The organism is Syntrophales bacterium, from assembly GCA_023228425.1.
Taxonomy (GTDB): Bacteria; Desulfobacterota; Syntrophia; order Syntrophales; family UBA2210; genus MLS-D.
On record JALOBE010000013.1, the window covers coordinates 1 to 14,618 of the forward strand.

A 14,618-nucleotide genomic window follows, 5' to 3' on the forward strand; every position below is an offset into this window, starting at 1 on the left:
GGTACCCCCCGTGACGTGCCCCGGCTGAAATTTCGCTCACCCTTGGGCCAAGTGCCGGGAACGGTCCACCTGGCGCCGCGCGTTTTCAATCATGAAGTGGAGGCGGTTGAGGACGTTGACCTCGCTGGTACCGGCGTCGAAATCCAGGAAAAGCATGTTCATCATAGGGTAGCGCTGGAGGATACGGCTTTCGATTCCTTTTGCGACGATCTGGTTGGCTATGCAGCCGAAGGGCTGGAGGCAGACCACATTCCAGATGCCTTCACGGGCGAATCCCGCGATCTCGCCGGGGATGAGCCATCCCTCGCCGAACTGGTTCGACAGGCTCACGATATCTTCAGCCATGCGGGCTTTCTGATAGATGGAGGCCACGGGTTCGTAGCAGCGGAACCCCATGAGAATGTCTTCGAAACGCTCAACCATCCGCCCCGCGTAATATTCAAGGAAAGCCGAGATCATCCGTGACAGGGCGGCCCGTCGGTCAAGGAAGCGGCGCTGCTTTTCTGCCGCGTTGACGAAAAACTGCATGACAAAATCCGTGAGGGGGGGGACAGAAACCTCGATGTTCTGTGCCATCATCCAGTCGACTACGTGCATATGGCTGAAGCTGTTGTATTTCAGGAAAATTTCCCCGACGATACCGATTCTCGGGAGGGGTGCTTCAGAGGCTATGGCTTCGTTGAAAGACGTGACGGCGTCTTCCAGATGGTTCAGAAGCCCCTGGGTATTATCGGTCTCGACGGCCGGCAGTGCCGCCTGCAGATAGTGGTCCCTGATGGTTTCAGCCTGTCCGGGCACCCGTTCCCGTACGGCCGTCCTGTAGTACATGCGGGCGATGGCATCGGCGTAAAGCAGGCTGGCGAAGGCCGGCCGGATGATGCGGTGCACGGCCATGTTGAAGCCCGGCTGCTCGTTCGCCAGGGCCTTGCTGTGGGCCGCCGCGATGACAGGCACGTTCTGATAGCCGGCTCCGATGAGAGCCTTTTTGATGAGCGGGACATAATTGGTTGCTCGGCATTGCCCGCCCGTCTGGGACATCCCCACCACGGTGGTTTCCGGGTCATAGAGACCGCTTTTGAAGGCCTTGACGATATCGCCGATAACGACAATGGCAGGGTAGCAGATCTCGTTGTTGGCGTACTTCATGCCGTATTCGACGGATTCCTTGTCGGGTGGCGGGAGAATGTTCAGATCGTACCCGGTCAGGCGGAATACGGGCCGGAAAAAAGGTGAATAACAGTCGGCGAAGTAGGGTCCGATGATCCGCTTTTTCCGGTCCTTCTCGAGGTAGGGTGGGGTTTTTCTGGTAATATCCTTGCGTTCGGGCAGGTGGGAAGCCCGGCGTTCCATCGTCTCCATGAGCGATCGAAGCCGCAGACGGGCCGAACCCGTGCTTGAAATTTCATCAATCTTGATGGCTGTCAGGGGTTTGCCCTTTTCAGACAATATGTCCCGTATTTCGTCCATGATAAAAGCGTCGGGGCCGCAGCCGAAGGAATTGAGCATCACGTATTGGATACTGTTGCTCGGCTGGTCGGCCACCCACCGGGCCGCTTTGATGAGGCGGTTGGGGAACGTCCACTGAGGGATCACCGTGAATTCGTTGATGCTGGTTTCGCACAAGCCTGAGGCTACTTCGCAAGGGATTACACTGGCCCCCAGGTCAGCCAGCATTTCCGATGTCTGGTGTTCGATGAGCGGGTCGGCATGATATGGACGGCCCGCCAGGATCACCACCGGGCGCCCTTCATCTGCGGCCTGCTCGAGCAGTTCCTTTCCACTGCTTTCCAGGGCGTTTCGAAATCGCTGCTGGGCGGCGAGGGCTTGTGCGAAGGCTTGGTTGAAGCGGCCCCGGGAGATGCCCAGTGACTGCAGGTAGGATCGGCAGCCCTTCTTGAGCAGTTTTTCGTCCCGGAAAGAGACGGGCGGCGCGTCGAAGATCGGGGTCCCGTCTCCCGGCCTTTCCAGGGGAGCTTTGAGGACTTCGGCATAGCTGGCCACAATGGGGCAATTGTAGCTGTTGACCACACCGACATCTTCCGGTGATTCATGGAACGTCAGCGGGTACAGGACGCGGTCGACGCCTTTCTCAACCAGATCCACCACATGACCATGGGCGAGTTTGGCGGGAAAGCAGATGTTGTCTGCCATGATGGCCCCCAGCCCCTTTTCATAGATTTCCTGGCTCGATTCAGAGGACGGAACAACGTCAAACCCGCACTCGGTGAGAAGTGTGCTCCAGAAGGGGAAGTTTTCGTACATGTCGAGAATGCGTGGTATGCCGACGGTCACGTTCAGGGCCGGCTCGACGGCCTGGGGAATGTCATTGAATAGGAACTCGTTGCGTTTTGAAAAAAGATTGGTTCCCCTCGTTTTTCCGCCTCCCCGGTTTCCGAAATAGCGTTCACATTTGTTGCCTGTGTAAAAGTTGCGGCCGCCGCTGAAGGAGTATATCGTTACGACGCACTGGTTGGTACACCCCTTGCATCGCACCTCACGGGTTCGGAATTCCCCGCGCCGGTCGAGAGAGTCGAGCTTGACCATGCGAGTGGCGGATGGATCCGTTTCCCACACCTCCTTTGCCAGCAGGGCCGCCCCGTAGGCTCCCATCATCTCCGGCCTGTCGGAGGAACTGACGGAGGAGCCCGTAAGGAGTTCGAGTGCCTTCCTGACAGCGGGGTTTTTGAAGGTTCCCCCCTGCACCACGACGTTTTTCCCCAGTTCCGACGGCTCGCGGAGCTTCAGAACCTTGTACAGTGTGTTTTTGATAACCCCATAGGCAAGGCCGGCGGCGATATCTTCTATGGGAGCGTTTTCCCGCTGTGCCTGCTTGATGCGGGAGTTCATGAACACGGTGCATCGCGTTCCGAGATCGCAGGGAGCCCGTGAGTCGCAGGCCCGTCGGGCAAAGCTTTCAGCGGTCAGTCCCAGGGACTGGGCAAAACCCTCGATAAAAGATCCGCATCCCGATGAGCAGGCCTCGTTGATCTCTATGCGGTCGATGGCCTGGTCCCGAATAAAGAGGGCCTTCATGTCCTGACCACCGATATCGAGAACGAAGGACACCCGGGGATCGCACTTTTCCGCCGCGCGCCAGTGGGCCATGGTTTCCACAACACCCTGATCAAGATCGAAGGCGGCGCCTATAAGATCTTCCCCGTAGCCGGTTGCCTTTCCCGCTGCGAGGGAGACGTCTTTCATGTGCCGGCCGGCGTAGTCAACAAATTCCTCGAGGGCGTTCTTTACAGCATCCACAGGGCTTCCCTGGTTCGGCCGGTAATCGCTGAAAACGCATCGTTCACGGGAATCAATCACCATGATCTTGCTTGTGGTGGAGCCGCTGTCGATGCCGATGAAGAATGGCGGCTCTGCCTCATGAGGATCTACATCGGCGATGTTCATTACTTGTCGGTCCCGTTCCCACAGCTCATAGGCCCTTTCATCGGAAAAGAGCGGGGGCAGGCGATCCTGGCGGGCTCCGGAGGCTCCGCTCAGGGGTTCTATCATGCGGCGCCACTCTCGGGGTGTGGCTGCCGGAGACCCCTGCCCCGATGTCAAAGCCGTGCCCCAGGCGGGAAAGAACAGCCCCGCCTCAGGAATGATGAAGTCCTTTTCGGGCATGCCCAGGGCGGTTCGGAGTGATTCCCGCAGCCCGGCAAGAAATATCAGTGGCCCTCCGCAGAGGAGGACTTTCGGGTGTATCGTGGTGCCCCTGGCCAGCGAATTCAGGTTCTGGTATGTCACGGCCTGCAGGATGGATGCGCAAATGTCGGGCAGATCGATCTTTCGGCTGACCAGGTTCTGGATATCCGTTTTGGCGAAAACGCCGCATCGGGAAGCTACGGGATGAATACGGTTGTGACGGGAGGACAGCTCGTCGAGCTCATTGATGGACAGGTTGAGCAGCGTGGCCATCTGGTCGATAAAGGCACCGGTCCCGCCGGCGCAACTTCCGTTCATGCGGATATCGGGCGCCCGGTCAGGGGGGAAGAAAATCATCTTGCTGTCTTCCCCGCCGATGTCGATAAGGACTCGTGTGTCGGGAAAGTGGCGGCGTGTCACCTCACCGGCGGCGACAACTTCCTGGATGAATTGAGCGCCGAGACCGTCGGCCACGCCCATACCCGCCGATCCCGTAAATGATAGTGTCAGCGGACGGTTACCGATGCTCTCTTCGGAGTCTTCCAAAATTGCCGCGAGGGTTTCTATTATGTGCGCGTTGTGGCGGCGATATGATGAAAATAGTATCTTTTCAGAATCATCAATGACCAGCAATTTCGCCGTCGTCGAGCCGAGGTCCACACCGGCCCGCAGTTGATGTTCTCTCATGTCGAGCCCTTCCTGTCACCGTCGGTGTGGAATATTCAGGCAGGAGCACCGTTGTCTGCGGGTTGAACCCATACCATCCGCGATGAATCGGCCGAAACTGTCGTGAGGACTTTTAATCAATGCAATCATGATACAATCAGAAAAGCCGGGGTCGTCATTCAGAAAGTCACCTTCACCGGCAGGTACCGGCCTGGAGAGACAATGGGGAGCCTCCTTGTACTGGTGCGTTCCACCAGAGTATGTTTATCAGCGCTCATAGTTCCTGTCATAACGTAACGATGACACTTATCCGTATAGGACCTTTGACCATATCCGTCAAGAGGAATTTGTGGTGCCGGCGAAGGCCGGTCGTCGCGAGGCAGGATTTTGGTTGACAAGGGGGTACGGGTGTAGTAGACAGACCGCCTAAACGTGGAGACAGGTGCCATGACTGAATTCGGTACTTCCATCATCATAATTATTGACGACATAATCAGGGGGCCGCACTCACGCGTGACCTGATGATGGAATACTGTATCGAAGGATACGGACCCAACCCGCCATCAGCGACGCTGATGGCGGGTTTCTTGTTCAGGAGAGGAAATGAAGAAGAGTACCGGGAAGAAAAAAAGGCTGGATGTGGTTGTGTATGATACGACCTTGCGGGACGGAACCCAGGGTGAGCAGGTAAGCGTTACAGCCGAGGAAAAGATCAAGATTGCCCGCAGGCTCGATGACGCGGGCTTTCATTACGTGGAAGGGGGGTGGCCCGGATCAAACCCGAAGGATATGCGGTTTTTCAAGCTGGCCAAACGTCAAAAGTACAAGAACATCCGCCTGGCCGCCTTCGGCAGTACCCGGAAACAGGGCGTAAGGACCGAAGAATGTCCTAACGTCCGGGCGCTCCTCGAGGCCTGCACGCCGGTGGTGACGATTTTCGGCAAGAGCTGGGATCTTCACGCCACGGAGATACTGGGCGTGTCCCTGGAGGAAAACCTGGCCATGATCGGTGAAACTGTGGCCTTTCTGAAGTCCCGAAAGAAAGAAGTCGTTTACGACGCGGAGCATTTCTTCGACGGTTACAGACACAACCGTCCCTACGCCCTGGAGACCATCATCCGGGCCCTTTCGTCGGGGGCCGATTGGATCGTTCTGTGCGACACCAACGGCGGTTCCATGACGTGGGAGCTTGTCGATATGATAGAGGACGTGAAAAAGATCGTTCCGCCGGAACGCCTGGGCATTCACGTACACAATGATTGCGGTCTCGCCGTGGCCAATTCCATAGCCGCCGTCAATGCCGGTGTTCCCATGGTACAGGGAACCATTAACGGTTACGGTGAACGGTGCGGCAACGCCGACCTGGTGACCATCATCGGCAATGTTCACCTCAAGATGGGTCGTCACTGCATTCCCGAGTCTTCCCTGGAAACGCTCACGGCGCTGTCGCTCTACGTGAGCGACCTGGTAAACGTAGCGCCCCTGAATTCACGCCCCTACGTAGGGAAAAGCGCCTTCGCCCACAAGGGGGGCGTCCACGTGAGCGCCATTCTCAAAAACCCCATCGCCTATGAGCACACCAGCCCGGAACTGGTGGGCAATCACCGCCGGGTTGTCGTGTCCGATCTTTCCGGAAAAAGCAACATTGAATACAAGGCCCGGGAACTGGGCATCTCTCTCGAGGGATCGGAGGGAGCCGGCAGGAAAGTGGTTCGAGAGATCAAAAAAATGGAAAACGAGGGATACCAGTTCGATGCCGCGGACGGATCATTGGCGCTCCTTATCAAGAAGACCCTGGGTGAATTCAAGGAACCCTTCGAGTTGGTGTCCTTTCATGTCATCGACCAGAAAAATCGCAGACGATCCTCCAGTTCACAGGCAACCATCAAGGTGTCCGTGGGTAAGGAACAGGAAATCACCGCCGCGGAGGGCAACGGTCCCGTGAATGCCCTCGATAACGCTCTCAGGAAGGCATTGAGAAAATTTTATCCCCAACTCGACGATGTACACCTGGTTGACTTCAAGGTCCGCATTATCGAGGGAAGTGACGGAACAGCCGCGAAGGTCAGGGTTCTCCTGGAGTCGCGGGACCGGGATGACCTGTGGACCACCATCGGCGTGTCGGAGAACATTATAGAGGCCAGTTGGCGGGCCCTCGCAGACAGCATTCAGTACAAATTGAGCAAAGACGGGGGACACTGAATTCATTGACAGCTGCTGCCCGTCCGGGGTAGCATGCGCTTATTTTCCCTATTGTAGTACTGGAGAAGACACCATGCCCATGACCATTACGGAAAAGATCCTGGCGGCCCATGCGGGGAAGGATACCCTTCACCCGGGTGATCTTGTGCAGGTACGGGTTGACATGGCTCTCGCGAATGACATCACGGCCCCCATAGCCATCCAGGTCTTCGGCGAAACGGGCCGTGAAACGGTCTTCGACCGGGACCGCACAGCCCTGGTCGCGGATCATTTCGTGCCGAACAAGGACATCGCTTCGGCCGAACAGGTGAAGCTGTTGCGGGATTTTGCCCGCCGTCAGAAACTGACCCACTATTACGAGGGTGGCGACGTGGGGATCGAGCACGTGATCCTTCCTGAAAAGGGTCTTGTTCTTCCGGGTCAGGTAGTGATCGGTGCCGACAGCCACACCTGCACCTATGGAGCCCTGGGCGCCTTCTCCACCGGCGTGGGAAGCACCGACCTGGGCGTCATTATGGCGACCGGTGAAACATGGCTCAAGGTTCCCCCGACCATTCGCGTCAATTTCGAGGGAACGCTGAAGCCCTATGTAGGCGGGAAGGATTTGATTCTCCATCTCATCGGCATGATCGGTGTTGAGGGCGCTCTCTATTCGGCCCTCGAGTTCGGTGGCGCCGTTATAAGGAACATGCCCATGTATCAGCGGCTGACCATGGCCAACATGGCAATAGAGGCGGGCGCCAAGAACGGCATCGTCGAACCGGACGACATAACACGGGCCTTTGTAAAGGACAGGGCCCCGGAAACCGCTGACCGGGCCGTCTATTGCCGAAGCGATTCCGACGCCCGCTACGAACGGGTTATTGATATAGATGTTTCCACCCTCGGCCCGCAGATCGCCTTCCCCCATTCGCCGGCCAATGTCCGTGATATTACCACGGGTGATGCCGTCGCCCTGGACCAGGTGTTTATCGGCTCCTGCACCAACGGTTCTCTGGAAGACCTGCGGGATGCCGCCTCAATTCTCAGGGGGCGCCGGGCGGCGGCGGGTCTCCGGTTGATCGTCATCCCAGGATCTCCCCGCATCTACCGTGAGGCTGTTCGGGAGGGGATCATCGAAACATTCCTGGAAGCGGGGGCCGTTATCGGGCCTCCCTGTTGCGGACCCTGCCTGGGAGGGCACATGGGCATACTGGCTTCGGGCGAGCGGGCACTGGCTACAACGAACCGGAACTTCGTCGGACGCATGGGACATACGGAAAGCTTCGTCTATCTGGCCAACCCCTTCGTGGCGGCGGCATCGGCGATTCTGGGGCGGATCGGCGGTCCTGACGATCTCTGAGCGGCAAAGGGAGTAGTGACCCATAGAAGAGTGAACTCACACAAAGCCGAAAAACATCCGATAGAGGACGGCTTTGTAAAAAGTTCCTTGAGGCACGGCGCGCGCATCCTGAGGAATCAGGTGTACTTCGAGGTACGCTTCAGTGACGAAGGCCGGGGCGCAGTCAGGCATCCGGCTCTCGTGCCGGGAAGAGTGTCTCCGGCACCATTTTACGAAGCCGCCATAGAAGACCTTTAAAAACTATCGATTGTGTCATTTCGACTGCCTCCAGGTGCCCGGCGGTACGCGGTACCAGAAACAGCGAGATACACACCATCAGGAAAGGACATCCCATGGTACTGCAGGGCATAATCTGGAAGTTCGGAGACGATGTCGACACGGACCTGATTATTCCGGCGAAGTTTCTCAATGTTTCGGAACCTTCGGCACTGGCGCGGAACTGTTTTGCCGATCTGCGACCCGACTTTGCTTCTTCCGTACAAGCCGGCGATATTCTCGTAGCGGGAAGCAATTTCGGCTGCGGATCGTCCCGGGAACACGCGCCTCTGGCCATAAAAACAGCCGGTATTTCCCTTGTCATCGCCGGGAGTTTCGCCCGGATTTTCTATCGCAACGCCTTTAATATAGGACTGCCCCTCATCGAATCGACGGAAGCCGCAGGAGTCCTTGCCGATGGAGAAGAAATCCGGGTTGATCTTTCGGCCGGGACAATTGTCCGTGTGGTTGACGACAGGCATTTTACAGCGAAGCCTGTTCCCGATTTCATGGCTGAAATCATACAAGCCGGGGGGCTGGTTCCCTACACGATTCAACAGGACAGGATTCGTACGGGACGTTGAAGCCACGCGTCGGGATGGGCTGCGGCTTCAAGTCGTGAAGCTTCTGACTTTGTCGGCAATGGCGTCACCCATGACAGCCGTCGGTACCGCCCGCGCCTTGTCAAGGGCGATATCGGCCGTGTGGATACCCTCGCTTATGACATCCGCCACGGCCTGTTCAACGGTATCGGCCGCTTCGGGTTCGTCCAGGCTGTAACGAAGCATCATGGCCATGGAAAGGATCTGGGCCACGGGGTTGGCGATTCCCTTCCCGGCGATGTCGGGAGCCGACCCCCCCGCGGGTTCGTAAAGCCCGAATTTTTCTTCATTCAGGCTCGCCGAGGGAAGGAGGCCCAGAGATCCGGTGAGCATGGCGCATTCATCGGATATGATGTCGCCGAACATGTTTCCGGCCAATATAACGTCAAACTGGTGAGGATCGCGCACAACCTGCATGGCCGCATTGTCTATATAGAGGTGATTGAGAGTCACCTCGGGCCAGGCGGCCGCAACGCCGGTAACAACCTCGCGCCAGAACACCATGGTGGTCAGGACATTGGCTTTGTCGACGGAGGTGACCTTTTTCCTGCGCAGCATGGCACATTCAAAGGCCATACGGGCGATCCGTTCGATCTCCCGACGGTGGTAGATCATGGTGTCGAATCCCCGCTCGTCCGGTCCCGTTCCATCACGCCCCTTCGGTTGACCGAAATAGAGCCCTCCCGTCAGTTCACGGACACAGAGAATATCAAAACCGGTTCCTATTATTTCAGGTTTCAGGGGACTTGCCCCGGCCAGGTTTTCAAAGACCCGGGCCGGGCGGAGATTGCAGAAAAGGTCAAAGTGTTTTCTCAGCGGAAGAAGTGCCGCCCGTTCGGGCTGCTGCCCGGGCGGCAGGCTTTCCCATTTCGGACCGCCGACGGAACCGAAGAGGATCGCGTCCGAAGCCTGACAGAGCGTGAGCGTTTCATCGGGAAGAGCCGTACCGTGCCGGTCTATGGCGCAACCGCCCACGTCGGCGTATTCCCCGGTTATGGAGATGGAAAAACGACGCTTCACGGCGTCAAGTACTTTTTCTGCCTCCGCCATGACTTCAGGGCCGATTCCGTCACCGGGGAGAAGGGCTATTTTTTTCATGTCAGGTGCGTGATTCTTCAAGGACGTAACTGAAAATGAGAGGAGCGACGATGGTCGCATCAGACTCGATGACGTATCCGGGCGTCGTCACGTCCAGTTTCTCCCACGTGATTTTCTCGTTTGGAATGGCGCCTGAATAGGAGCCGTAACTGGTCGTGGAATCGCTTATCTGGCAGAAGTAGGTCCACAGAGGTGTGTCGTTCAGCCGCATGTCCTGGCGGAGCATGGGAACCACGCAGATGGAAAAATCGCCGGCAATGCCCCCTCCGATCTGGAAAAATCCCATGGCGCGGTCGGTGGAGGTCTCCTGATACCACTGGGAAAGGTATAGCATATATTCAATGCCCGTGCGCACGGTATGCACGTTTTTGATGGTTCCCCGAATACAGTGGGCGGCGTAGACATTGCCGAGGGTCGAGTCTTCCCAGCCGGGGACGAAGATGGGAAGATTTTTTTCACAGGCCGCCACGACCCAGCTGTCCCGGGGATCTATCTGGTAATATTCCTCAATCCGCCCACTCTTCAGAAGCCGGTAGATGAACTCGTGGGGGAAGTAGCGATCGCCCCGCCTGTCGGCTTCAATCCAGAGTTCGATAATGGCCTTTTCGATCCTTCTGAAGGCTTCCTCCTCGGGGATGCAGGTGTCTGTCACCCGGCTCATCTTCCGCTGCAGAATCTCGTACTCGTCCTGAGGGGTCAGGTCACGGTAGTGGGGAACCCGCAGGTAGTAATCGTGGGCAACAAGGTTGAAAATGTCCTCTTCAAGATTCGCCCCGGTGCTGCTGATGGCGTGGACCTTGTCGTGCCGGATCATTTCAGCCAGGGAAAGGCCCAACTCAGCAGTACTCATGGCGCCCGCGAGGCTTATCACCATGGTCCCGCCATCATCGATGAAAGTCCGGTAACCTTCAGCCGCATCTACAAGAGTCGCAGCGTTGAAGTGCCGGAAATGATGTCTGATGAAACCGGCAACGCTGTCTGATTGTATTCGGTTTTTTTCTTCCTGACTTGCAAAAAAAGATTTCATGATTCTCCATCCGAGATGGTAATTCATGCACAGAGAGGGTTGTTTGTCAACAAAAAGTTGATAATAAAAATCCGCAAACAGATTGTCCCCCTATCCCGGATGATTTCATGCAGAAACAGATGACACAGAGGCGGCACTGTGCTATTGTACCTCCGTTCATCCCAAATCACACAAGGAATGCCACGCATCCCATGATCATGGATCAGGAGAAAAAGATCTTTTTCCTGCTTGCCCTGCTTGTCCTGGTGGCCGTCGGGTTTGTCTTGAAAGTCGCCCAACAGGTGGTTGTACCCCTGGTTATCGCCTGGCTCCTCACCTTCGTTGTCAATCCGGTTGTCGAAGCCATGACCAAACGGAAAATTCCTCTGCCCATCGCCATACTGGTGGTGATAATTCTTCTTCTCGGTATCGGCTACATGGGAGTCGTGTTTCTCCAGGGAAGGGTCGTGTCCATCATAAGCGCGTTTCCGAAGTACGAACAGCGCATGGCCATGCTCGTGAATGAATTCAGTTCCAGGATGGACCTGAAGTACAATCCGCTGGTCGACTATGACTGGGCTCGCACAATCAGGAATCTGCTGCTCAGCCTGTCGGGGTCGCTCTTTTCCATCCTGTCGAACCTGTTGCAGATCATCGTATTCCTTGTCTTCCTTCTTCTTGGGAAACCCTATTCGAAGCACAAGATTAAACGGGCCCTTTCGGACGAACAGGCGGAGCGGATAACCCGTATAGTCACCTTGATCTCCTCGGGAATAGGCCGCTACCTGTCGGCTCAGGTTCTCATCAGCTTTGCCACGGGGTTTTTCGTATGGGGGGCACTGTCGATCATCAGGATCGATTTTCCCATGACTTGGGGAGCGCTTGCCTTCTTTCTGAATTTCATTCCCTACATCGGGTCCATCGTCGCCTCGATTCCACCGATTATACTGGCAGTGGTGCAGTACTACCCCGCCATATGGCCCTTTGTGGTCACCCTGCTTGCCGTCACGAGCATACAGATGACGATCGGCAACTTCATTGCCCCCAAGGTGTTCGGCGACCGCCTCAATCTGAGCCCCGTGGTGGTCCTCCTGTCCCTGCTTTTCTGGGGGTGGCTCTGGGGAATCGTGGGGGCGCTTCTCGCTATTCCTATCGCCTCGGCCATTAAAATCACCTGCGAAAATATCGAACAACTGCGGCCGATAAGCTACATGATGGGATCGGGACACCGTTACTGGAAAGAATCAAACGACGCAAACGAATAGTCTGCGTCTGTGGTGTGGAAACGTTTTACGCGGGTTCGATCTCCTGTATGATGAGCCGGCCCGCCTTGTCGCTGTGCGTTTCACGGTTGCTTGCCATGACTTCCAGGCGCGCTCCCGGAATCATCGCTGCCATGCGCTCCATCTCGTTGACTCCATGGAGCAGGTCGGTTTCCGCCCCCACGATGACGACGGGAACCTTTATCAGCGGGAATTTGGGCCACAGGCTGTAGCCCTTCATGGCAAGGGCGCTTGCCTTTAATCGCCGGGGGTCTGCCCGGTCAAGAGACAGTTCGTATTTTTTGACCTGTTCTTTTTCATGGACGCTGTCTATTCTGTGTTTCCGGATATGCCACTTGATGGGTCCCTTCAGAAGTCCGTACGCTTCCGGCGGAATGAAACGTGCAAGAGTGTAAAACCACGAGGGAATTCTGAACTCGGCATTCGGCGCAATGGCGATCGCGCGAAGGGGGGAGCGTCGTTCCCGGCTCAGGTAGTCGAGAATAACCGTGGACCCAAGAGAACTTCCGGCGAGGAAAAATGGGCGGTCGGCCGGTATCCGGTCCCGGATGACGTCATCAAGATCGTCGACCATTCGCTGGATGGAAAAATCAGCGGACCCTGCCCGGCCGAAGCGGGCGCTTCTCTTTTCCCGTGTTTCCAGGTAGAGCGTTCGCACCCGTGGCGTGACGACCCTCAGAACGTCTTCCCAGGCGGAAATAATTGATATCCATCCCGCAACGAAAAGAAGAAGCGGTGTGTTGGAAGTTTCGCCGGGAGGGGTGAAATCAATGACGCGAAGGAGGGCGCCGTCGGAGGTTCGTGTATAGGAATCCGTAACGGTTACACCGGGCCCCCGGGGTATGTCCGCAACGGTGCTATGCATGGTCCCTGTGGAAGGGCACAAGGTCCAGGTCAGCTTCATCCAGGAAATCTTTCAGATCTTCCGGATGAACCAGTCTCTCGCTCAAGATCATTGAACGGGCCGACATACCCGCGTCATGGACGCTTTGGGTACTCCCTGAAACCAGCGGATGCCACCAGGGCAGATCTTTGCCGCATGCCAGGAGCCGATAGGAACAGGTTGAAGGCAGCCAGTGGAGGTCAGCTGTCGATGGCGTCAGGGATACGCACCAGGGGATGATGCTGCGCCGGTTTTCATAGTCCATGCAGAGGCAGGTTTCTCTGTCCAGGAGACGGCAGGCCAGAGACGTATAAATAATGCGGCCCGTCGCCTCGTCTTCAATCTTGTGAAGACAGCACCGGCCGCATCGGTCACAGAGCGATTCCCATTGCTGCGGGGTCATTCGGCTGAGAGGTGTTGTTTTCCAGAAAGGGCTGTTCCCACTTCCGGAGGCAACAGCCCCGTTCAACGTCCGTTCCGTCATTGGTCCTGCAGGGTTTTACCTTCTTTGAAAAAGTTGAAAAGGAATTCCTGTTCCATGGGAGAAAGGTTGAACTCCTGTCCCGCTTCCTGGACAAGCTTGGACAGTTTCGTTTCTTCCTTCTCTTCGAGGCGTGCCGAAATGCTCTTGATGGCTTGGCGCATCTTGTCACCTTTTTGTTGTACTACTGCCATAGGTGGACATCTCCTTTCCTCCGATCTTCTTAAGGGGACGTATTGTATACCATGACGCCGCTATTATCCAAAGCCTTTTTCTCCCCGACTCAAGAGTGATTTACAAGTGCGGTACCGCGGGGCGATTCGGGCGTTCATGCCGGATAGAGAGCATTAGATTCTTGACGGGTTCATTGTCCATTGTTTATACTCCTCCAATATCTTTGATTCGAAAGGATGTCGATCCCATGGAGAATGATCGTGATGAGGATATCGTAGAACTCGATGATCAGGAGAGTGAGTCAGGAGATTGGGAGGTCGATGATCCCGGCGATGACATGGGAGGAAGCGAACTGGCGGAATGGGCCCGGGAGCGTCGGAACACCCTCTTGATCGGAGCTGGAGTCATCATTCTTGCGTTTTTCCTGATCTTCACCGTCGTGTCGAACAGGGGGGACTCCCTGCCCGCGGAGGACGCGAGGGCACTTCTCATGCGTGTCGAACGACTGGAACTGCGAATGGCCCAGCTTGACGGTTTGGAGGCGGCCATTGTGAATCTTCTGGAAGCCCGGACGGCGTATCCCGATGATGGAGCCCTGGCCGAACGGTTGGACCTCCTTGCCGGTAAGGTTGAAACCCTGCAGCAACGGATGGGCTCCATCGCGACCGATTTCCAGTCACTTCAAAAAGCGGGTTCTTCGACACAGGAGGCGGCCCGGGACACCATCCGTTTTCATACTGTTCAACCGGGAGAGACGCTCTTCGCAATCACCCGCATGTATAATCTTACTCTCGACAGGCTCTGCTCCATGAACGATCTGAATCCCAAGGAAACGCTTCGTGTAGGCCAGCGCCTGCGCGTCTCACCGTGAACGAACGGTGACAGGGGGTTCCTGTCCCTCATAGTTTTTAATTTCCGTTGAATCCGCATGCGCCGATCGTCCCGTCCCGCGGCTCCGGAAAGAGACTGCCGCTTCCACGGGGT

General features: G+C 56.5%; 11 protein-coding genes. 5 read left to right on the plus strand and 6 right to left on the minus strand.

What is annotated here, in order from left to right:
- Positions 1-36: 36 nt before the first annotated feature.
- A complete protein-coding gene (locus tag M0Q23_06250) occupies positions 37-4,329 on the minus strand; it encodes an acyl-CoA dehydratase activase-related protein (GenBank protein ID MCK9528236.1) in 4,293 nt (1,430 codons plus the stop codon).
- A gap of 582 nt (positions 4,330-4,911) precedes the next feature.
- Between M0Q23_06250 and cimA the strand changes: the two genes are divergently transcribed.
- The 3 genes from cimA (at position 4,912) to M0Q23_06265 (ending at position 8,691) form a co-directional block, all read left to right on the plus strand.
- Positions 4,912-6,510 carry a citramalate synthase gene (gene cimA / locus M0Q23_06255; protein ID MCK9528237.1) on the plus strand — a complete coding sequence of 533 codons (1,599 nt, stop codon included), beginning with the start codon at positions 4,912-4,914 and terminating at the stop codon, positions 6,508-6,510.
- A gap of 73 nt (positions 6,511-6,583) precedes the next feature.
- Entirely contained in the window at positions 6,584-7,852 is a 1,269-nt protein-coding gene (leuC, locus tag M0Q23_06260; GenBank protein MCK9528238.1) for a 3-isopropylmalate dehydratase large subunit, read from the plus strand.
- 332 nt (positions 7,853-8,184) lie between these two features.
- Positions 8,185-8,691: a 3-isopropylmalate dehydratase small subunit gene (locus M0Q23_06265; GenBank protein MCK9528239.1), complete on the plus strand. Its 507-nt coding sequence runs from the start codon at positions 8,185-8,187 to the stop codon at positions 8,689-8,691.
- A 27-nt stretch (positions 8,692-8,718) separates the two neighbouring features.
- Here the strand turns inward: M0Q23_06265 and leuB are convergent, their stop codons facing one another.
- Positions 8,719-9,807 carry a 3-isopropylmalate dehydrogenase gene (leuB, locus tag M0Q23_06270; GenBank protein MCK9528240.1) on the minus strand — a complete coding sequence of 363 codons (1,089 nt, stop codon included), beginning with the start codon at positions 9,805-9,807 and terminating at the stop codon, positions 8,719-8,721.
- A gap of 1 nt (position 9,808) precedes the next feature.
- Complete coding sequence (locus M0Q23_06275) at positions 9,809-10,834, minus strand: deoxyhypusine synthase family protein (protein MCK9528241.1); 1,026 nt, start codon at positions 10,832-10,834, stop codon at positions 9,809-9,811.
- A gap of 191 nt (positions 10,835-11,025) precedes the next feature.
- On the opposite strand from M0Q23_06275, the gene M0Q23_06280 reads away from it, so the two are divergent.
- Positions 11,026-12,078, plus strand: coding sequence for an AI-2E family transporter (locus tag M0Q23_06280; protein MCK9528242.1), 1,053 nt, complete (start codon positions 11,026-11,028; stop codon positions 12,076-12,078).
- Between the two features lie 25 nt (positions 12,079-12,103).
- On the opposite strand, the gene M0Q23_06285 is transcribed toward M0Q23_06280, so the two are convergent.
- Genes M0Q23_06285 through M0Q23_06295 form a run of 3 tightly spaced genes read right to left on the minus strand, consistent with a single transcriptional unit; the run spans position 12,104 to position 13,654 of the window.
- Positions 12,104-12,961 carry an alpha/beta fold hydrolase gene (locus M0Q23_06285; GenBank protein ID MCK9528243.1) on the minus strand — a complete coding sequence of 286 codons (858 nt, stop codon included), beginning with the start codon at positions 12,959-12,961 and terminating at the stop codon, positions 12,104-12,106.
- Positions 12,954-13,463: a YcgN family cysteine cluster protein gene (locus tag M0Q23_06290; protein ID MCK9528244.1), complete on the minus strand. Its 510-nt coding sequence runs from the start codon at positions 13,461-13,463 to the stop codon at positions 12,954-12,956. The genes M0Q23_06285 and M0Q23_06290 overlap by 8 nt, the downstream gene beginning before the upstream one ends.
- On the minus strand, positions 13,460-13,654 hold the full coding sequence (locus M0Q23_06295; protein MCK9528245.1) for a hypothetical protein: 195 nt from the start codon (positions 13,652-13,654) through the stop codon (positions 13,460-13,462). The genes M0Q23_06290 and M0Q23_06295 overlap by 4 nt, the downstream gene beginning before the upstream one ends.
- A 227-nt stretch (positions 13,655-13,881) precedes the next feature.
- Here M0Q23_06295 and M0Q23_06300 point away from each other — a divergent pair, with 227 nt between their 5' ends.
- Positions 13,882-14,505, plus strand: coding sequence for a LysM peptidoglycan-binding domain-containing protein (locus M0Q23_06300; protein MCK9528246.1), 624 nt, complete (start codon positions 13,882-13,884; stop codon positions 14,503-14,505).
- The last annotated feature ends 113 nt before the right edge of the window (positions 14,506-14,618 follow it).